Genomic DNA, 18,728 nt, shown 5'->3' on the forward strand with positions numbered 1-18,728 from the left:
GCTTTCACGGTTCGGTCAGCGCAAGTGCGCGGTCACAAAAGTGGCGACCAGTCCGGCTGGCCTGCCGGGGTTCTGGCTGAACACGTCGTCCTGCTCGGTAAACAGACGCAGTTCGCCGTCCCGGAAATGGGAGATGTAGTCCTCGGATCGACTCGGGGGATTGATCGCTTCGTCGGAGCCATGGATGAGACCGGGGCGGCGTAGGGGGGTGGGGACCTCGTTGGTCGAGAGCGTCTGCGCGGTGACGAGGTAGGCGCGGCCGACCTGCATCCCGAGCAAGGCAATGGACTCGGGCGAATGGGCAGGGTCGTACGGGGACACCGCCCATGTTCCCTGACGGGGCGCCCTCGGGAATGGTGATCGCGGGCGCGAGCAGCGTGAGTACGGTGATCCTGTCAAGTAGTTGCCCGGCCAGCGGCGCGGCGACCACTCCGCCCTGCGAGTGGCCGACGAGACCGATCGTGGAGACGAAAGGCAGCGAACGAGCGTGGTCGTAAAGGCACCGAGCGCCTTCGACCTCGTTCGGGACGGTCATGTCGACCATGTCACCTGCCTGCGCCGTAGCACGAAGCACCGGCTCGTCCTGACTGCCAGTGAGCCCGTGCATGACGATCGCCAGAGGCATCTTCTGCCCGGCCTGAGTGCGGGGGCTTCGAGGGTTCCGACCAGCCGAATTCCGTCGCGGGTCAGCGTGATCGGCTGCGAGCGGGCAAGACCCACATCCGCGGAGGGGTTGGGTGTACCTTCCGCCGGCTCGACGAGGGTCGCAGTGCCCGCCGGCGCGGTTCCATCGGAGGTGCAGCCGGTCACCACACCACCAGTAGCAACGCCGACAGGCCGGCGACCGCGACAATCTTGCCGTCACGGCGCCACATGACGGCCTTACCCCTCGGTGGCTGGTGTTGGTCTTCACCCGCTGGCCTCGCCCGCATATGGCACCGGCCGTGGTGCACGCCAAGGTGGACTTTCGACACCCGTGGACTCCTGTCTGCGGTGATCTTGGGGGATTTCGCCTGAGGGCCATTGGTCGCCGCGGAAGGCGCAGGCATGATCCGCGACGTTGCCATAACTTCCGCCCAGCCGGGAGGGAAAGATGCATCCCCCCTCGATTGTTCAGTACATGGCAGTGACGTACCGAATTCCGCTGCCAGAAGAAAGCGGCAAGCTCGCCCGGGTTGCATGGCCTCCAGGCCCCGGCTGTCCGCATCACCAGGACGACACGACGCGGGGCAGCGCTGCCGGGCACGCCGTATATCGGGAGAACTGGGGCCTGGACCGGCGAGCCACAACAGTGGCGACTTGGAATGACCACGTAGCCGCCGCATTGCGTTCAGCAAAGGGGGAGGCCTTACTCCCTGGATAATTTTCTCCTCTTTTCGTGCCCGCGCCTGCGTGTGAGGCTCGGCAACGATTATTTCTCGCCCCTGGATCACGCCTGGGCATCTTGCGCGTGGTCATTGCACCGCAGACAGGACGCAACGAACATGAGTAAGGCCAGCTTCATCACCGGCGCCGATCGAGGTTCTGCGAGGCGCCCATGACAGCGTCGGTGCTGGACCGGCCCGCTGCCGTAGTCCTGCCGGACCGCCAACCGGTCTCCCCCGAGCGACAATTGCCCGTCTGGCGCCCTGGGAACCGAAGAGCCCGCAGAGTGTTGTGGTGGACCGCGTGCCTAGTCTGTGGCGGACTGGTGGGTCTGGTCCTCGCCGTGGTCGGCACCTTGCGCGGACGGGTGCCGTCGCGGTGCCGCCTGGCGGTGGTGGGAGCGGGCGCGGCGGTGCAACTGGTGTTGGCCGGTTTCTTCGTGACGTCCGGGCCCAACGGCCACAGCGGCGCGTGGGAGACCACCCGAGTCATGGTCAACGCACCAGTCTCCGGTGCGGCACTGCTGTACGGCGCCGGCAAGGGCGGCGACCTGTACCAGAACGACAACGGCACCACCGCCGTCGTTTTGGACGGCGGGGTCGTCCGCGCCGGCACCATGTTCGGCACCGTCTTCCTGACCGACCAGGGCATGGAGACGGAGACGCCGCGCACGGACCGCCTGTCGGAACACGAGGCTCGGCACTCCGACCAGTGGGCGGCTTTCTCGATTGCCGCCGGGCCCGCCGCATTCCCCGCGCTGTACGCCCTCGACGAGACGTTCTTTCCGGGCGCGTTCAACCACTTCGAACGCCATGCCGGGCTGGAAGACGGCGGCTACGACACGCCGTCGGACTGCCCGTCCATCGCCGGCCAGTTGACCCTTGCCTCCATGACCCTGCTGGCAGGTTCGGCCCTGGTCGTTCGGCGCAGGTTCCGCACCACGTCGTCGCCCCGTAAGGGTTTCTCGCAACTACCTACAGGGAGCTTCCTCCCCCAGGTGGCGAGCAGCGCGTCACGCACAATCAGAGGAAAATAACGAGTGGAAAACAAGACGCCACCTGAAAGTGCGGACGGTCAGATGTCTCCAGCAAGTGAAACCTCTCGGGAGGGATCGGAGAGCGCCGAAATCAGCAGGTTCGCCATCGGGGTCATCTTTCTCACGACGACATACATGACGCTACTGTCTGAGCTAGCGCTCGCCCTCATCGGCACGAGCCTCAAGGTGACGGCAATGGCCGCCGTAAGCACATTCGGCGGCACCTTCGTTCTTGGATACGTCATCGCCAAGAGGCTTGGATATATCCGTAGGAGAGCGTAATCACCAAAGCATGTTACAGAAGGCCGCGATCAAGGAATTTCCCTTGTATGCGTGGGGTGTTGAGGGCTGATCCGTTGGGGGGCGCCGGAACACCAAGTTCTTCTGCGTGCCAGGAACACCCACCCGCCAACACCAAACCGGCACATCGCACGTCCCTCCGGTTCTTGCCCCATGTGCGGTTGCCCGGGTGGACGGGACCACGATGGGTACTGAGACACGGAGAAGGGCGCGGCGTTCGGCCCGTGGTGTCCGGAGATCTCCACGTCTTCCCCGCTCTCACCCCTTCCGTCGCGTTCCGAAGGCCGTGCGGGGGTTGCGCCTCTTGAGCCTCGCACCCCTCCGTGGGTCGCGGGCGGCCGGGGTCAGGCGCCAGTATCCGTACGGGTTGTGGAAGAAGTCGTCGTCCTCGAACCGTTCGCACTCCACACGGTTCATGATCCAGCGCGTGGCGTCCTGCGCGATGCGGAAGCCCTCGCCGTTCTGGACGCCGTGGTCCGGCTGCTCGGTCAGCAGGTAGTACGACGCGATCTCCATGGTGGTCACCCACTCCCACAGCAGCTCCGGCTCGGGCACCGCGGTGCTTCCGGGGGCCAGCTCCACGTCGGCCTCGCCCAGGAGGTGCATGCCGCAGCTGTAGTAGACCTCCCCGTCGTGGATCACCGGCACGACCCACGCCCGGACGAGGGCGCCGACCAGGTCGTCCGCGGTCTCGGCGGCCGCCGCCTCGCTCGCCAGGGCCAACCACCGCTCCCGACCGCAGGCCACCCCGCTGGACTCGTTCTTCACCGCGGTGGCTCCGTTGGCCAACAGGGCAGCGGTGACGGCCAGCGCCCGGCGGGACACGTCGAGGCCGGTGGCCTGGGAGACCGGCGGTGACAGAACATACGCGACCGAGTCGTGTGCGTCCACCGCGGCCCAGTCGTCGTCGCCGAACTCGTCGACTCCGGTGGCCCGGCGGGAAGCCACGGCGACGTCGAACGCCTCACGCATCCGGGGGTCAGGCTCCCGCTGGAACTCGTCGAGCGTGAAGTCCCCCGCGCCCGCCTCCTCGACCACCCTGCTGATGACATCGGGGTCCAGGCCCACGCCGACCGCGCACAGCACGTGCCTCGGCGTCACACCGGACGCCGGGACCACGAAGCGCGTGCCATCGATGACGTGTCCTTGCCACACCTTGCTCATCTGCCCAGCATCGCAGATGTGCGTACGACGTTGTGATCTCTGTGGCACCAACAGACATTGCGGTCCGGCCCGTTCACACGATTCCCCTCGTCCCCGGGAAAGCAGGGGCGCGGGGAACGGTCGGTCGCGTCTGGCTCCATCTCTGGTAGTCCTCCTCGCCATCACCCGCCTCGGACGCGTCCCGTACTCCCCCGCCCTCACCGGCGGTGCCCGCCCGGCCAACCTTGCCCGGTTCCGCTTCCTCGACCCGGCCGCCGCCGACTTCTACGCCGACCTGGACAACACCGCCCCCAGCACCGTCGCCCTTCTGCGCACTGAGGTCGGCCGCGCCCCCTACAACCATGACCTGACCGACCTGATCGGCGAACTGTCCACCCACAGTGACGAATTCCGTACCCTGTGGGCCACCCACGACGTACGCCTGCACCGCACCGGCACCAAGGCCTTCCACCACCCGACCGTCGGCACCCTCAGCCTCACCTACGAAGCGATGCCGCTGCCCACAGACCCGGGCCTGCCCCTCACGGCCTGCACCGCCGCACCCGGCACAGCCTCGCGAGCGCCTGGAACTCCTCGCCAGTTGGGCCGCATAGCCTCGCCCGGCGGTACATCGGTTCGGCCGATCCGTCCTTCACCTGTCGCGGCGAACGCGTCGGGCATGTGCCGAGACATTTCAGTCCTGCCCTCGGTGCACGGACCGGAGATGACCCAGGGCCAATACCACAACGCCGAACGGCAGGCGGCCCCGCCCGGCAGGACCCGGGCATGCGATTGTTGACTCGGCTACCGGGTGTGGAGTGACTGGGCGGCGTCGAAATAGCGGCCCGTGTCGCGGAAGTAGCTGCGGAAAAGGCGCTTGCTGAGCGGAGCTCCGGCGCGGCCCATGACGGTCGGGGTGATGCCGACGCGCCAGGTGAATCGGCAGTGGTCCGGTCCGTCGGGTTCGACCAGGTAGTCCTCTCCGGCGCTGACGAACAGAGGAAATCTGGCGCGGCTGAAGTAGAAGGAATGGCGGCGGCCTTCTTCCCAGGCGAAGAAGTACGCGTCGTTGGCCATGGCCCCCAGAGCAACCGCCCGGCGGGTAGTGCCGACACCGAAAGGCCGGCGTGATGTCCATCGGACTTTCAGGCCGCGGCATTAGTGAAGGGGGTCGTCGCTGACCAGTTCCGCCCAGACCGATTCGGCCGGTCGGCTGATGGACCACGTGTGGACGAATCGCACTGGTGCATGGTCGAAGTAGGTCTCATCGACCGGTTCGAGGGAGAACATCGGCAGCGCCATGGCCAGCTCCGTTGAGAGAGTTGCAGCATTTAGGGACATGATCGACCGCGGACAGGGGCAATCCGGACAGAATGTCAACGTTCTCACCGGCTCGCCGCGTGCCCCGGCTTGTCAGCGGCGGACAGCATTCGGGCGGTCAGGCGGATCAGCAGCCCCGGCGGGGTGATCCGGCCGAGGATGGTCATGGCCCGGTTGCACAGGCCCGGGACGATGACGGGGCGGCCGCGGTCGAGCGCGCGCAGGCCGGCGTCGACGACCGGTCCGGGCTCGGCAAGCTTGCGGTAGATCGCCGTATGAGAGACGTCGGCTTTCAGCGCGTCGGTGAAGCCGGTGCGCGTGGGGCCCGGACACAGCGCGGTCACAGTGACTCCACTGCCGCGCGTCTCCTCCGCGAGGGCCTGGCTGAACGACAGGACGAACGCCTTCGCGCCGCCGTAGACGGCATGGAGGGGGGCGGGCTGGAAAGCGATCGTCGAGGCGACGTTGACGATCCGTCCGCGGCCGCGGGCACGCATGGCGGGAAGCATCTCGTGCGTCAGTCGCACCACAGCCGTGACGTCGACCGCGATCGTTGAGCGCGGTGTGTCCGCGGTGGCGAATGTAGGTGTGCAGCCATACCTGACCGCTGAGCGTCGGGCCCCCACCCCGTCGATGGCCGCCCGGCCGGGAGAGACGTGCGGATCGATCCCACCCAGCTGGACGTGATGGCGGTCCTGGACGACAGAGTCGTCGCCCGTCCGGAGCCTGTTCCGCGCTGTGGTCGCGCTGATCGCCCGTTCTTCACCCCCACCCAGACCCACTCCCATGTGGAGCGCGCCCACGCAGCGACCAAGGTCGCCGCCGGCACGGAACCGACACTGTTCCACCCGCCGTACGGCGCGATCGACGGCACGATCCGCAGGCCACCAGTCTCTCCCCGTCCTGTCTCTCCCCGTCCTGTGGGACATGAACACCCTGGCCTGAAAGACGTTGTCCTGATCCACGACATCCACCCCACTGGCCATGGCTCAACGCCCGCTCAGCGGCCACCCCTCCGACCGGTCGGGTTCGACGGGCTGGAGGCGGGCCGTCATGCGCGACCGGACAGTCCTGTGTCCGTGCCCTGCTCGTCCACGATCACGATGATGTCGAGCGTTCGCGGTCCGTGCACACCCTCCACACGGTCCAGTTCGATGTCGCTGGTGGCAGAAGGCCCGGAGACGAGAGTCAGTGGCCGGTCCCGGGGAAGGTGGCTCAACGCCTCGGGCACGTCTGTGACGATGCGGCTCGCCCTGACCACACAGACATGCTGGTCGGGCAGGAGAGTCAGCGCACGGCGTCCCTGTCCGGGTCCGCTGTCCAGGACGACGGTGCCGGTGAGGGCGATCGCTGCGGCGACGGTCGTGAGCACGGCGTCCGCCGCGTCCAGTTGTCGGACCGTGAGCGGTGGAGTGTCCTCCAACCGGGACCAGGGCCCTTCGGGTACCAGAGCTCCAGGGAAACCCGGGGGCAGCACAACAGACTTCGCTCCGGTGCGCCCCAGCGCACGGCCCACGGCGGCGACGGCGTCGGACGGCGCAACGCGGACGACGGTGGCGCGGTAGTCGGCGGCGCGTTCGATGAACAGCCCGACGACGTCCAGCCCCGCCTGCTGGGAGCGCGGATCGTGCGGGACGGGGTCGCTGTCGGGGGCCTCGGCGCCCGGTACGTCGGCCAGCGCGCTCCGGATGTCGCCCAGTACGGTGTCGCGGCCGCTCATCGGCCCATCCCTCCCGTCGTCGTACGGTCTTCATCTCTCGTCCGTCGCCACCAGGCACGCAGGGACTCGCGGGCCGGCACCGGCGTGTCGCGGGTGGCGGACCAGCGGGCGAACGGGCCGGGCAGAACTCCGATCCGGCCGTCGCGGGCCACCAGCCGGGCGCCGAGGGCGGCGAGTCGCTGGACCGCCGCCAGCCGCCTCGGGGAGGACAGCACCCCGCCTGCGGCCTTCATGGCGAGCGTCTCGGGGGTGGGCAGGCGTCGGTCCCGGCGCTTGGCCTCCACGGCCTTCGCCCGCAGATGGACCAGCACCTCGGGAATGTCGATCTTGACCGGGCAGGCGTCGTAACACGCCCCGCACAGGGTGGAGGCGAAAGGCAGCGAGGCCGCGTTCTCCACGCCGACGAGCTGTGGGGTGAGGACGGCGCCGATGGGGCCGGGGTACACGGAGCCGTAGGCGTGGCCGCCGGTGCGCTCGTACACGGGACAGACGTTCAGGCAGGCCGAGCAGCGGATGCAGGACAGCGCCTGGCGGCCCACCTCGTCGGCGAGGGTCGCGGTGCGGCCGTTGTCGAGGAGGACCAGATGGAAGTCCTGGGGCCCGTCTCCCTCGGTGACGCCGGTCCACAGCGAGGTGTACGGGTTCATGCGCTCGCCCGTGGACGAGCGGGGCAGCAGTTGGAGGAAGACGTCCAGGTCGGCGAAGGAGGGCAGGACCTTCTCGATGCCCATGACGGTGATCAGGGTCTCCGGCAGGGTCAGGCACATCCGACCGTTGCCCTCGGACTCCACGACCACCACCGTTCCGGTGTCGGCGGCGGCGAAGTTGGCCCCGGAGACGGCCACCTTGGCCCGCAGGAACTTTTCCCGCAGATGGAGCCGGGCCGCTTCGGCCAGGTCGCGTGGGTCGTCGGTGAGCCCCTGGGGGGCCGGTCGGCCCCATTTCTCCATCTGCTGCCGGAAGATCTCGCGGATCTCGGAGCGGCCCCGGTGGATGGCCGGTACGAGGATGTGCGAGGGCCGGTCGCCGCCCAACTGCACGATCAGTTCGGCGAGATCGGTCTCGTAGGCTCGGATGCCCGCTTCGGCGAGAGCCTCGTTGAGGCCGATCTCCTGGGTCGCCATCGACTTGACCTTGACGATCTCGCCCTCGCCGGTTGCCTGCACCAGCCGCGTGACGATGGCGTTCGCCTCGCCCGCGTCCACCGCCCAGTGGACCGTGCCGCCGGCGGCGGTCACCGTCTCCTCCAACCGCAGGAGATGGTGGTCGAGGTGACGCAGCGTGCGGCGCTTGACGGCCGCCGCCGTCTCCCGCAGGTCCTCCCAGTCGTCGAGCTCGGCGACGGCCGCCAGCCGCCTGTCCCGGATGGTGGCAGTGGCCTGGCGCAGGTTCGCCCGCAGCCGGGTGTCGGCGAGCGCGGCACGTGCCGCCTCGGGGAAGGCCGGGGTGCCCAGCCATACGACGTTGTCGGCGCCGCTCACCGTACGTTCCCTTCGGTGGAGGCCAGGATCTCGGCCAGGTGCATCGTCCCGACGCCGGTACGCAGCCGGGACAGGCCGCCGCCGATGTGCGTCAGGCAGGAGTTGTCGCCCGCGCACAGGTACTCAGCGCCGGTGTCCAGGACCTGGCGCATCTTGTCGGCCAGCATGGCGTTGGACACGTCCGCGTTCTTGAGCGCGAAGGTGCCGCCGAAGCCGCAGCAGGAATCGGCGGCGGGCAGTTCGACCAGGTCGATGCCCTTCACCGCGCGCAGCAGCCTGAGCGGCCGGTCGCCGACGCGCAGCATGCGCAGGGAGTGGCACGTCGGGTGATAGGTGACCCGGTGCGGGAAGTGGGCGCCGACATCGGTGACGCCGAGGACGTCGACGAGGAGTTCCGACAGCTCGTACACCGTCGGCACCACCCGCTCGACCGCCTCGCCGAGCGCGAGGTCCCCCAACTGGGCGGCCACCACCCGGTGGTGGTCGCGCACCATGCCCGCGCACGAGCCGGAGGGGGTGACCACGGCGTCGTAACCCGCGAAGACCTCCGCGAATCGGCGCACCATGGGCAGGGTCTCGGGGCGGTAGCCGGTGTTGAAGTGCATCTGGCCGCAGCAGGTCTGGCCCTGCGGGAATTCCACGGTGTGGCCGAGCCGTTCCAGCAGTTCGGTCACCGCGCGGCCGGTGCGGGGGAACATCATGTCGTTGAAACAGGTGATGAAGAGAGCTATGCGCATGGTGCTTCCTGAGCGGCCTGGGAGGAGCCGGTGACGGTCAGGCCGTAGGTCCGCAGGGCGGTTCCGGTGAAGACCTCGTGGCGTTCGGCGGGATGGAGGGTGGCCGTCAACTCCCCTGCCGCGCCGATGACTTCGGCGTAGGTGGCGGCCAATCGGCAAACGGGCCAGTCGGAGCCGAACATCAGCCGCCGCGGTCCGAAGGCGTCCAGGACCGTGTCGGCGTACGGCCGGAGGTCCTCGACGCTCCACCGGTTCGGGTCGGCCTCGGTCACCATGCCGGAGAGCTTGCAGACGGTGTTGGGCAGCGAGGCCAGCAGGCGCACCGCGTCCGCCCATGGCCGCAGCTCGCCCGAGGCGATGGGGGGCTTGCCCGCGTGATCGAGTACGAAGGTGAGGCCGGGAAGCAGTCGGGCGGTGTCGAGGGCGGCCGCGAGCTGATGGGGCCTGACGACGAGGTCGTACACGAGGCCTGCTTCGGCCACTGCGGCGAGCCCGCGCAGTACGTCCGGCCGCAGCAGCCAGCGTGGATCGGATTCGCCCTGCACCTGGTGGCGGATGCCCACCAGGAGTTCTCCCCCCGGCCTCTCCCGCAGCGCCGCGAGCGCGCGGGCGACATCCGGGGAGGTGAGGTCGGTCCAGCCCACGACGCCGGCCACCAGGTCGCTGTCCTTCGCCATTGCCAGGAACCCGGGTGTTTCCTCCGGCACGTCGATCGTCTGGACCAGGACCGTCGCGGTGACGCCGGCCGTCCGGGCCTCGGGCTCCAGGTCGGCGAGCAGGAAGTCGCGGCGCAGCGGGGCGAGTTCTGGTCCGGTTATCCAGTCCTGGTCGCGGACGGACAGGTCCCACACGTGGTGGTGAGCGTCTATGACGCCCTCAGCGGTGGTGTCCTTCATGGCGGTCACCTCCACGACTGCTCGACTCCTCCTCCGGTCGACCGGTTTCGCCGACCGGGGTGGCGACGGGGACGGGGACGTGTGGCGGCAGCAGTCGCTCGGTGCTCAGTCCGTCCCAGAGCGCGGCCGGTACCGTTCGCCGCAGCTGGTCCACGGTGTCGCGGACCTCATCGGCGGAACGCGCGCCGGTCAGTACGCTCGCGACCGTCGGATGGCCGAGCGGAAAGCGCAGAGCGGCTGCGCGCAGCGGTACGCCGTGGCGTTCGGTGACCGCCTTCATACGCAGGGCACGGTCCACTAGATGCCGCGGGGCGGGCGCGTAGTCGTACCTGGCCCCGGGTTTCGGGTCGGTGAGCAGGCCCGAGTTGAACACCCCGCCGACGAGGACACTCCTGCCGCGGGCGGCGGCCTCCGGCAGTACCTCCGCGAGCCCTTCCTGCTCCAGCAGGGTGTAGCGGCCGGCGAGCAGCACCACGTCGATGTCGGTCTCGCGCAGGAAGCGGGCGGGGAGTGGGCACTGGTTCACTCCGATGCCGATCGCCTTGACGACGCCTTCAGCGCGCAGCCGTTCCAGCGCTGGGTACGCCTCGGTGAGAGCCTGCTCGGCGTGGTGGTCCGGGTCGTGCAGCAGGGCGATGTCCACACGGTCCAGGCCGAGGCGGTCCAGGCTCGCCTCCAGGGAGCGCAGGACTCCGTCGCGGCTGAAGTCCCAGACTCTCCGGTGGGTGTCGGGCACGGCGAAGCCGTGGGCGAGGTCGTCGCCGTGGCCGCCTTCGGGGTTGGGTTCGAGCAGTCGTCCGACCTTGGTGGAGACGGTGTACGTGTCGCGGTCGCGTCCGCGCAGCGCGGCGCCCAGGCGTCGCTCGGACAGCCCGAGTCCGTAGTGCGGAGCGGTGTCGAAGGTACGGACACCCGCGTCCCAGGCGGCCTCCACCGTGGCGGACGCGGCCTCGTCGGTGACCGGGCGGAAGAGGTTGCCGATACCGGCGGCCCCGAACGACAACTCGGTGACCTTGACACCGGTGCCGCCCAGCGTCGTCTCTCTCATGCGCCGGCCACCGGGCGCAGCCGGAGCCCTTGCATGCCGCCGTCGACGGCCAGGGCAGTGCCGGTGACGGACCCCGCAGCTGGGCTCGCCAGGTAGACCACAGCCGCCGCCACCTCGTCCGCGGTGACCAGGCGGCCCAGGGGCTGGCGTGCGTCGAGGGCGGCGCGTTCCGCCTCCGGGTCGTCCGCGGCGTCCAGGAGCCGGGTCACCCAGGGTGTGTCGGCGGTGCCGGGGTTGACGCAGTTGACGCGGATGCCCTCACGGACGTGGTCCGCGGCCATCGCCAGGGTCAGCGACAGCACCGCGCCCTTGCTCGCGGAGTACAGGGCGCGCTGGGGCAGGCCCGCGGTGGCCGCGATGGAGCAGGTGTTGACGACTGCCGCGTGCGACGAGCGCCGTAGATACGGCAGGGCGGCGCGCATGGTGCGCACCGTTCCGAGGACATTGACGTCGAGGACGCGGTGCCACTCCTCGTCCGGGTTGTCCTCGACGGTACCGACGGCGCCGATGCCCGCGTTGTTGACCAGGATGTCCAGGCCACCGAGCCGCTCGGCAGCGGCGTCCACGGCGACACGTACCGAGGCGTCCTCGGCAAGGTCGGCCTTCAGGGCGATCAGCGGCTCGGGGGCAGCGGAGGGGTCGAGGTCGATGACGGCCACCGTGGCGCCGTGCTCGGTCAGCGTCCGGGATGTGGCCAGCCCGATCCCGGACGCGCCGCCGGTGACGACGGCCTTGAGTCCTGACAGGTCGCTCAAACTGCTCAACTTGCTCAAGGGGGCGCCTTTCACGCTTGGCCGAAGGTCTGGCGTTGAGCGCCGAGGCCGTCGATGGCGAGCTCGACGGTGTCGCCGGGGCGGAGATAGGGGGTGCCGGGCAGGCCGAGGGCCACGCCCGCGGGTGTACCGGTGTTGATCACGTCGCCCGGCTCCAGAACCATGTACCGGCTCAGGTACGACACGAGGTGGTCGACCGCGAAGATCATGTCGCCGGTACGGCCCTGTTGCCGCTTCACGCCGTTGACGCTCAGGTGCAGCCCGAGGTCCTGTGGATCGCCGGCCTCGTCGGTCGTGACCAGCCACGGACCGAGCGGGTTGAAGGTCTCGCAGGACTTGCCCAGGTCCCACTGCGACGAGTACTCCAGCTGGAACTCGCGCTCGGAAACGTCGTGACTGATCGCGTACCCCGCGATCACGGCCCGCGCGGCTTGCGGTCCGTCGAGGTAGCGGGCCCGTCGTCCGATGACGACCGCGAGTTCGACCTCCCAGTCGGTCTTCACGGAGCCGCGGGGGATCAGCACCTCGTCGTACGGGCCGACCACCGTGCCTGGGTCCTTCATGAACACCACCGGCCGCGGGGGGATCGCGGCGCCCGTCTCGGCGGCGTGGTCGCGATAGTTCAGACCGACGCAGACGATCTTGCCGGGGCGGGCTACGGGTGCTCCGATCCGTACACCGTCCGCGTCCAGTGCGGGCAGTGCTCCCGCCGCGACCGCCGCCCGAGCTCGGTCGACACCGTCCGAGGCGAGGAAGACGCCGTCGATGTCGGAGGTCACGGAGGAGAGATCCAGCAGTCGGCCCTCGTCGGTGCGGACGGCGGGCCGCTCCTCACCGGGCGCGCCGACTCGTAGAAGTTTCACCGGGCGTTTCCTTGTCATGAGTGGTTGTCAGGTGGCTCGGGCGAGGGATGGGGGGTGACCGTCACGGTGTGCCGGGATCGCTCAGATGCCAGATCTCGGTCATGTCCGACCAGTTGCCTCCGGTGCCGGTATCGGCCCAGGGCTCCTGGCAGGGATCGGTGAGCTTCCACCAGGCCTGGGTGGTCGGGTCGGCGCCGATCGCGGCCATGTCGGCCTCGAAGTCGTCGCCGTGGTAGTCGAAGTAGCCGAACAGCGTGTCCTCGCGCAGGAAGATGCTGTAGTTGCGGATGTTCGCGGCCCGCAGCGCGGCCTCGACGCCCGGCCAGACCGCGGAGTGCAGGCGCAGATACAGCTCACGGTGCTCGGGCCGCAGGCGGATCGTCTGGGCTACCCGTTTCATCGGGCTCCTTCCGGTGAGTGCGGGCGGCGTTGCCGGACAGCCCGCGATGGGCCTGCCTGGTGACGCGCTGGCGTGGCCGTCCGCACGGCGTGGGGCTCGGCACGCCCCACGTCAGGGAACGCCGGTTGAATACGGCGGAGGCGCCAAGGGTGCGGCTGCCTCCTCACTCCTTCGTCGCGCCGGCGAGCATGCCGGACACGAGAGCGCGTTGGGAGAAGAGGAACACGAGCAGAACGGGGACGATGGTCACCAGGGTGGCCAGGGCCAGTTCGGGCCGCATGATCTGGTTTCCCGTGCCACCGGAGGTGTTGAACAGCGGTGAGGCGGCGAGCAGGTTGTTCAGCCCGACCTGCGCCGGATACTGAGAGCTGTCGGGCAGCATCACGAACGGCAGGAAGAAGTTGTTCCAGTTGCCGACGAAGTTGAAGAAGCCGACCAGGGCGATCACGGGCTTGGCCAGCGGCATCGCGATGAGACGGAAGACCTGCCACTCCGAGCAGCCGTCGATGCGCGCCGCGGCCAGCAGGTCGGAGGGGACGTTGGAGGAGAAGTAGATGTAGGTGAGGTAGACCCCGAACGGGAAGAAGGAGAAGGGCAGGATGACCGACCAGATCGTGCCGTCCAGGTGCACGGCGTTCATCCCGAGATACAGGGGCAGCACCATCGCGGCCGTCGGCATGAGCATCACGAGCATGGTGATGGTCAGCAGCATCCGTCGCCCGATGAACTGGGTGAGCGCCAGTGCGTACCCGGCGGGGATCGACGTCACCAGGGTCACGGCCAGCGCGCCGAACGTGTAGAGCGCCGAGTTCAGCAGCCAGGTGAGAATGGCCCCGTCCTGGAACGCGTAGAGGTGGTGCCAGGCGTCGGCGACCGCGCCGAGAGAGCCGAACGAGAACGGGTTGTCCCGCAGGATCTGGCCGTCGGTCTTGGTCGGGGCCAGCAGGAGCCACACCACCGGCACACAGAAGAACAGCGTGGACAGGGCCATGACGATGAGCCAGGCCAGCCGGGCGGCCAGTGAGCTTGGGCGGCGCTTGCGGCGCATGGGTTTCCTCGGGCTGGTGCGGGCGCCGGCGGTACGGGGCGGCGGGGTTCGGCGGGCTGTGGTCGTGGGAGCCGTGGTCATCCTTCGTCCCTGTCGAACAGGCCGGTACGGAAGACGACGAGCGCCGCGCAGGCGAGGCCCAGGATGAGGAGGTCGACGGAGAGCGCCGCCGCGCCGTTGAAGTCGCCTGCCTGGAAGGCGTACTGATAGGAGAGCTGGTTCGGTGACCAACTGTCGGGGATCATGCCCCAGCTGGCGAGGGAGACCAGTTGCGGTTCGACGAAGAGCTGGGTGCCGGCCGCGAAGGCCAGGATCAGCATGTACGCGATCCACTTGGTGATCATCGGGATCTGGATGCGCAGGGCGATCTGGAGCGTACTGGCGCCGTCGATGCGAGCGGCCTCCAGGATCTCGTCGGGGATGCTGTTGAGCGCGCCGTACATGACCACGATCCAGCCGCCGGCCCCGGTCCAGAAGGCGATGACGGTGAAGAGCACCGGCAGGTGACCGGGAGCGTTGACCTGGGCGAGGGTGTTCCAACCGAAGCCCTTCAGCAGCCAGCCGACGGGGCTGGCCGCCGGGTCGAGGAGGATGAGGAAGAGCAGTACGCTCGCCACCCCGGCGAGGGCACCCGGCAGGTAGAACAGGAATCGCAGACTGGTGGAGGTCCTGCGCATGCGGCCGTGCAGCATCAGGGAGAGCAGCACCACCAGAATCATCAGGCTGGCCAGCCACACCACCAGGTACAGGCCGATGTGGAGGAAGGCCGGTCCGAATCGGTAGTCGGTGAACGTCCGGGTGAAGTTGCCGAGTCCGACGAGCTGGTTGCGGGAGTTGGACAGCGCCAGCCACACCGCGTAGCAGGTGGGCAGGACGCCGAAGGCGAGCAGGAGGAGGACGTAGCCGGAGACGAAGACGTAACCGGCGCGTCCGACCGGGTTGCGGGCGGAGCGGCCGCTGCGGCGGCCGCTCCGCTCCGTTGCGAGGTGGGTGGTCATCGGTCCGCTTCGCTAGTTGACGGTGTATCCGAGGGACGTGGCCTTGTCGGTGATGGCCGTCTGCCAGGTGCCCAGGGTGTCGGTGAGGGTCTTGCCCGAGTTCAGGGCCGGGATCACGGTGGAGGAGTAGATCGCTTCCTGGCTGTACTGGGTGGCGGACCAGCCGGGCCAGACGAGTTCCGCCGCTTCCTGGAAGGCCGGGCTGACGTCCTCGGCGAAGTAGCCGGTCTTCTGCTGGCCGGCGAGCCAGGCGACGGCTGCCTGCTTGTACGCGGGATAGGTGCCCGCCGTGGCCTGGTAGGCCTGGGAGGTCGCCATCCAGGTCACCAGGTCGGAAGACGCCTTGAGGTTCTTGCTGTGGGAGGAGACGAACCACAGGCCACCGCCGACGTTGCCGGTGTAGTTCTTGGCGTCGCCCGCGAACTTCAGCGGGGAAGCGGCGGCGATCTGCCCCTTGGGGATCTTGAAGGTGGAGTTGAAGAGCACCTGGCCGTACCAGGAAGGGCCGGGGAGCATGAGGACCTTGCTCGCCTGGTTCTTGATGAAGCCGGCGCTGAAGACGGTGTCCTTGGAGACCGAGCCCTTGGCGATCAGGGTGTCGAGCAGCTTGGCCATCCGGGTGCACTTGGCATCCTGCAGGTCGACCTTGACCTTCTTGGCGCCGGTCGCCGTGCTGGCAGGGCACTGGCTCGCCCAGAAGTACACCTCGGGGCTCCAGGCGTCCCCGGCGGTTCCGACCAGATAGCCGGGGTGCTCCTTGGCGACCTTCTTGCCGAGTGCCTGGTACTCCTCCCAGGTCGTCGGGACGGAGTACCCGAACTTGTCCATGAGCTTCTTGTTGTACCAGAGCACGTTCTGGGCCAGGTCGTTGCGCAGGCAGTAGGTGTTGCCGCTGAAGGTGCAGGGGTCCAGCGCGCCGTCGGCGAAGCCCTTGAGCGTGGACTGGGAGACCACATCCTGGTTGAGGGGTGCGGCATAGGGGGTCTTGCCCTGGGATGCCCAGCTGGCGTCGTTGACGTTGGCGCTGAAGGCGACGTCGGGCCACCCGCTGCCGGTCCGGTCGAACAGCTGGACCTTGGTCTGCAGGTCGTTGGCACCGTTGGCGTTGCCGCTGTATGTGACGATCTTGATTTTCACGTCCGGGTGCGCCTTCTGGAAGGCCTTTACGCCGGGCACACGGGTGGCGTCCGCCCAGACCGTGATCTCGCTGCCTTCCTTCTGCGCGACAGGCTTGAAGGCGCCGGGGGAGGAAGTCGTCGCGGGTGTGGGGTCCGCGCTGCCGCAGGCGGCGAGCGTGAGCAGGGAGACGGCGCCCAGGAAGGCGACGGCCGTGTGTCTGAGCTGGCGGCGGGAGGAAACCGGAACGTCGTCGTTCATGACTGACCTCAGATCTTGGGAAATGGCGCACAGCGGCGAGATGTGCCGCGTTAGGGGTGTTCGGGACAGGCGGTCGGGCCTGGGGCTCCGGTCATCAGGCCCGGGGCGGGGTGACAGTCTCCTTGTCGACAAATGCCTGAAGGGCGAGAGGGTAGTCCAGGCCCGCCGGAAGGGCGACGCCCGGACCGGTGGGGGCGTGAACGAGGCCGTGGGTGTCGATGCCGCTCTCGCGGCTGATGGGATTTCCCATGACCAGCGACTCGTAGTAGGTGGTGTTCGAGATGGCCATGCACAGGTGTCGGTTGGGGATCTCCGGCCCGTGCACCTCGGCGCGCAGCCGGTAGGCGTCGGCGAGGTGGGCGGTGCGCATCGCGCCGGTGAAGCCGCCGCGCAGTTGGGTGGAGGCGCGGACTCCGAAAGTGGCGGCGCCGGCCTGGATGAAGTCGGCCGAGTTCATGTGCGCCCCGTCGGAGGTCTCGGCCACGAGAAGGGGAACGGCCACCGCGTCGGCGAGGCGCTTGTAGGCGGTGACACTGAACTCCCTCATCGGCTCCTCGTACCAGAGGTAGCCGGCGTCCGAGAGAGCGTGCCCGAGATGGATCGCGTCGGGGAGGTCGAAACCCGCCGACCCGTCGAACATCAGCGGGATGTCGTCCCCCACATGCTCCCGCAGAGCCACCGACAGGCGGGCGTCACGGCGGGCGTCACCCCAGGCATGGAGCTTGATGGCGGGGTAGCCGAGTTCCAGGGCCTGGTCGGCGATGTCCAGGTACTCCTCGACCGAGGAGTACGTGACCGTGGAGGCGTACGCGGGTATCGAGGTGCGGTAACCACCGAGCATCTGCCAGGTGGGCCGGTCGGCGAGCCGCCCCGCCAGGTCCCACAGCGCGGTGTCGACCAGACCCAGCAGATAGAGCGGCAGCTCCTCCGTGCGGTCCAGCTCCCACATACGGTGCCAGAGCCATTCCCGCTGCAGGGGATCCTGCCCCACCAACTCCTCGCGCAGCACGCGGTCCAGCAGGTCCGCCAGGATGACACCACTGCCCCGCCGCGGGGACATGGCCACCCCCTCGACACCCTCGTCCGTGCGGATGCGCAGCACCGAGGCCTCGCCCTCGGACGGGCTACCCAGAAGTCCGTCCCGCCAGACGAAGGGCGGACTGGCTCCCGGCACCCGGACCGGATGGCACTCGACTTCGGTGATGTGCACGGCTTGCACCCCTTGCAGCGGAAGGTACTGCGGCGAAATTTTCGTGTAACGTAAGTCGTCATACGAATGCTGTCAAGGGGCTTCCACGCAGTAGACTCGCCGTCATCCGCATCAGCAAGGGGTACAAACGCATGGCCATGGAAAGCACCGGCAGAACCGGAGAGCCTCCCGTCCTCAAACCCTGGCCCAAGCGTCCGGCCCGACTGGCGCAGGCCGTCGTGGAGAGCCTGACCGACACGATCGTGTCGGGCACCATTCCCCCAGGATCGACCCTGCCGGTGGAACCCGAGCTCTGCGAGACGTTCGGCGTCAGCCGGATCACCATCCGCGAGGCGGTCAAGTCCCTGGAGGCCAAGGGGCTGGTCCTGGCCCGGCAGGGCTACGGCACCACCGTCACCCCACCCGAGGAATGGAACCTCCTCGACCCGGTCGTGCTCGCCGCGACCGTCCAGCATGACGACCAGCTCGTCGTCCTCGACCAGTTGGTCGACATCCGGTCGACGCTGGAGGCCCAGATGACGGCCCAGGCCGCGGAGCTGGCCACCGACGAGGACCTGAGGGCCATCGAGCGACTGCTCGCCCGGCTCGACGAGGAGACCGTCGCCCCGGCACGCTTCACCGAGACCGATGTGGCCTTCCACGACCGGATCATGCAGGCATCCCACAACAGGCTCGGGCGTTCCATCATCCGGATCCTCCACGCCCAGGCTCGCACGACGTTCCTGTACAACGGCACCCCGGACGCGGCCGCATGCGAGCGGGCCAACGCGGAGCACCGCGAAGTCGCCGAGCGGCTGCTGGCCCGGGACTCCGAGGGGGCGGCGCGAGCCATGGCGGCACACATCCAGACCGCCTGGAGCCGCCGCCGCCTGCCGAACGTGACCTCGCCCGCCTCCTGAGAGCACTCCCACCGGGCCGCCCCCGAGCCGAACAGGCCGGGGGCGTTCGCATGTCCAGGTCCGGCCGAGTCGGCGGCGCGCGACCTATTGACGAAATTCGTATGACGTCTAATG

The 18,728-nt window shown here is 68.7% G+C and carries 20 protein-coding genes; 4 read left to right on the forward strand and 16 right to left on the reverse strand.

Going from position 1 to position 18,728, the window contains the following annotated elements; translation table 11 throughout:
• Window positions 1–15: 15 nt before the first annotated feature.
• Window positions 16–321, reverse strand: coding sequence for a hypothetical protein (locus RM704_RS35850; RefSeq protein WP_033525642.1), 306 nt, complete (start codon window positions 319–321; stop codon window positions 16–18).
• A gap of 1,369 nt (window positions 322–1,690) precedes the next feature.
• On the opposite strand from RM704_RS35850, the gene RM704_RS35855 reads away from it, so the two are divergent.
• Together RM704_RS35855 and RM704_RS35860 are read left to right on the forward strand one after the other, a co-directional pair.
• Window positions 1,691–2,401 (forward strand): hypothetical protein, encoded by a 711-nt coding sequence (locus tag RM704_RS35855; RefSeq protein WP_052145866.1) that lies wholly within the window; start codon window positions 1,691–1,693, stop codon window positions 2,399–2,401.
• Window positions 2,402–2,404: 3 nt separating this feature from the next.
• Entirely contained in the window at window positions 2,405–2,683 is a 279-nt protein-coding gene (locus tag RM704_RS35860) for a hypothetical protein (protein ID WP_157856658.1), read from the forward strand.
• A 276-nt stretch (window positions 2,684–2,959) separates the two neighbouring features.
• Here the strand turns inward: RM704_RS35860 and RM704_RS35865 are convergent, their stop codons facing one another.
• Window positions 2,960–3,865, reverse strand: a complete 906-nt coding sequence (locus tag RM704_RS35865; RefSeq protein ID WP_052145865.1) for a hypothetical protein — start codon at window positions 3,863–3,865, stop codon at window positions 2,960–2,962.
• Window positions 3,866–3,881: 16 nt separating this feature from the next.
• Here RM704_RS35865 and RM704_RS35870 point away from each other — a divergent pair, with 16 nt between their 5' ends.
• Window positions 3,882–4,643 (forward strand): MmyB family transcriptional regulator, encoded by a 762-nt coding sequence (locus tag RM704_RS35870; RefSeq protein ID WP_311592088.1) that lies wholly within the window; start codon window positions 3,882–3,884, stop codon window positions 4,641–4,643.
• 5 nt (window positions 4,644–4,648) lie between these two features.
• On the opposite strand, the gene RM704_RS35875 is transcribed toward RM704_RS35870, so the two are convergent.
• The 14 genes from RM704_RS35875 to RM704_RS35940 all read right to left on the reverse strand — a co-directional run bounded on the left by RM704_RS35875 (window position 4,649) and on the right by RM704_RS35940 (window position 17,715).
• Window positions 4,649–4,921: a hypothetical protein gene (locus RM704_RS35875; protein WP_052145864.1), complete on the reverse strand. Its 273-nt coding sequence runs from the start codon at window positions 4,919–4,921 to the stop codon at window positions 4,649–4,651.
• Window positions 4,922–5,229: 308 nt separating this feature from the next.
• Window positions 5,230–6,150 carry an SDR family NAD(P)-dependent oxidoreductase gene (locus RM704_RS35880; protein WP_078936984.1) on the reverse strand — a complete coding sequence of 307 codons (921 nt, stop codon included), beginning with the start codon at window positions 6,148–6,150 and terminating at the stop codon, window positions 5,230–5,232.
• 65 nt (window positions 6,151–6,215) lie between these two features.
• Window positions 6,216–6,884 carry a LutC/YkgG family protein gene (locus tag RM704_RS35885; RefSeq protein ID WP_033525639.1) on the reverse strand — a complete coding sequence of 223 codons (669 nt, stop codon included), beginning with the start codon at window positions 6,882–6,884 and terminating at the stop codon, window positions 6,216–6,218.
• Complete coding sequence (locus RM704_RS35890; protein WP_033525638.1) at window positions 6,881–8,365, reverse strand: LutB/LldF family L-lactate oxidation iron-sulfur protein; 1,485 nt, start codon at window positions 8,363–8,365, stop codon at window positions 6,881–6,883. The genes RM704_RS35885 and RM704_RS35890 overlap by 4 nt, the downstream gene beginning before the upstream one ends.
• Window positions 8,362–9,102: a (Fe-S)-binding protein gene (locus RM704_RS35895; RefSeq protein WP_033525637.1), complete on the reverse strand. Its 741-nt coding sequence runs from the start codon at window positions 9,100–9,102 to the stop codon at window positions 8,362–8,364. The genes RM704_RS35890 and RM704_RS35895 overlap by 4 nt, the downstream gene beginning before the upstream one ends.
• Window positions 9,093–9,998, reverse strand: a complete 906-nt coding sequence (locus tag RM704_RS35900) for an amidohydrolase family protein (RefSeq protein ID WP_033525712.1) — start codon at window positions 9,996–9,998, stop codon at window positions 9,093–9,095. The genes RM704_RS35895 and RM704_RS35900 overlap by 10 nt, the downstream gene beginning before the upstream one ends.
• The gene (locus RM704_RS35905; RefSeq protein ID WP_052145862.1) at window positions 9,979–11,046 is read right to left on the reverse strand and encodes an aldo/keto reductase; all 1,068 of its coding nucleotides are present in this window, start codon (window positions 11,044–11,046) and stop codon (window positions 9,979–9,981) included. The genes RM704_RS35900 and RM704_RS35905 overlap by 20 nt, the downstream gene beginning before the upstream one ends.
• On the reverse strand, window positions 11,043–11,801 hold the full coding sequence (locus RM704_RS35910) for an SDR family NAD(P)-dependent oxidoreductase (RefSeq protein WP_033525636.1): 759 nt from the start codon (window positions 11,799–11,801) through the stop codon (window positions 11,043–11,045). The genes RM704_RS35905 and RM704_RS35910 overlap by 4 nt, the downstream gene beginning before the upstream one ends.
• A gap of 29 nt (window positions 11,802–11,830) precedes the next feature.
• Complete coding sequence (locus RM704_RS35915; RefSeq protein ID WP_033525635.1) at window positions 11,831–12,682, reverse strand: fumarylacetoacetate hydrolase family protein; 852 nt, start codon at window positions 12,680–12,682, stop codon at window positions 11,831–11,833.
• A gap of 61 nt (window positions 12,683–12,743) precedes the next feature.
• Window positions 12,744–13,082 carry an L-rhamnose mutarotase gene (locus RM704_RS35920; RefSeq protein ID WP_033525634.1) on the reverse strand — a complete coding sequence of 113 codons (339 nt, stop codon included), beginning with the start codon at window positions 13,080–13,082 and terminating at the stop codon, window positions 12,744–12,746.
• Window positions 13,083–13,245: 163 nt separating this feature from the next.
• Window positions 13,246–14,130 (reverse strand): carbohydrate ABC transporter permease, encoded by an 885-nt coding sequence (locus RM704_RS35925; protein ID WP_033525633.1) that lies wholly within the window; start codon window positions 14,128–14,130, stop codon window positions 13,246–13,248.
• A 77-nt stretch (window positions 14,131–14,207) separates the two neighbouring features.
• Window positions 14,208–15,128, reverse strand: a complete 921-nt coding sequence (locus RM704_RS35930; RefSeq protein WP_033525632.1) for a carbohydrate ABC transporter permease — start codon at window positions 15,126–15,128, stop codon at window positions 14,208–14,210.
• Between the two features lie 12 nt (window positions 15,129–15,140).
• On the reverse strand, window positions 15,141–16,505 hold the full coding sequence (locus tag RM704_RS35935) for an ABC transporter substrate-binding protein (protein ID WP_033525631.1): 1,365 nt from the start codon (window positions 16,503–16,505) through the stop codon (window positions 15,141–15,143).
• A gap of 94 nt (window positions 16,506–16,599) precedes the next feature.
• Window positions 16,600–17,715 carry an enolase C-terminal domain-like protein gene (locus RM704_RS35940; RefSeq protein ID WP_033525710.1) on the reverse strand — a complete coding sequence of 372 codons (1,116 nt, stop codon included), beginning with the start codon at window positions 17,713–17,715 and terminating at the stop codon, window positions 16,600–16,602.
• Between the two features lie 131 nt (window positions 17,716–17,846).
• Between RM704_RS35940 and RM704_RS35945 the strand changes: the two genes are divergently transcribed.
• The gene (locus RM704_RS35945) at window positions 17,847–18,614 is read left to right on the forward strand and encodes a FadR/GntR family transcriptional regulator (RefSeq protein ID WP_202808127.1); all 768 of its coding nucleotides are present in this window, start codon (window positions 17,847–17,849) and stop codon (window positions 18,612–18,614) included.
• Window positions 18,615–18,728: the final 114 nt, after the last annotated feature.

The sequence above is a fragment of the Streptomyces gottesmaniae genome, assembly GCF_031845845.1.
Taxonomy (GTDB): domain Bacteria; phylum Actinomycetota; class Actinomycetes; order Streptomycetales; family Streptomycetaceae; genus Streptomyces; species Streptomyces akebiae.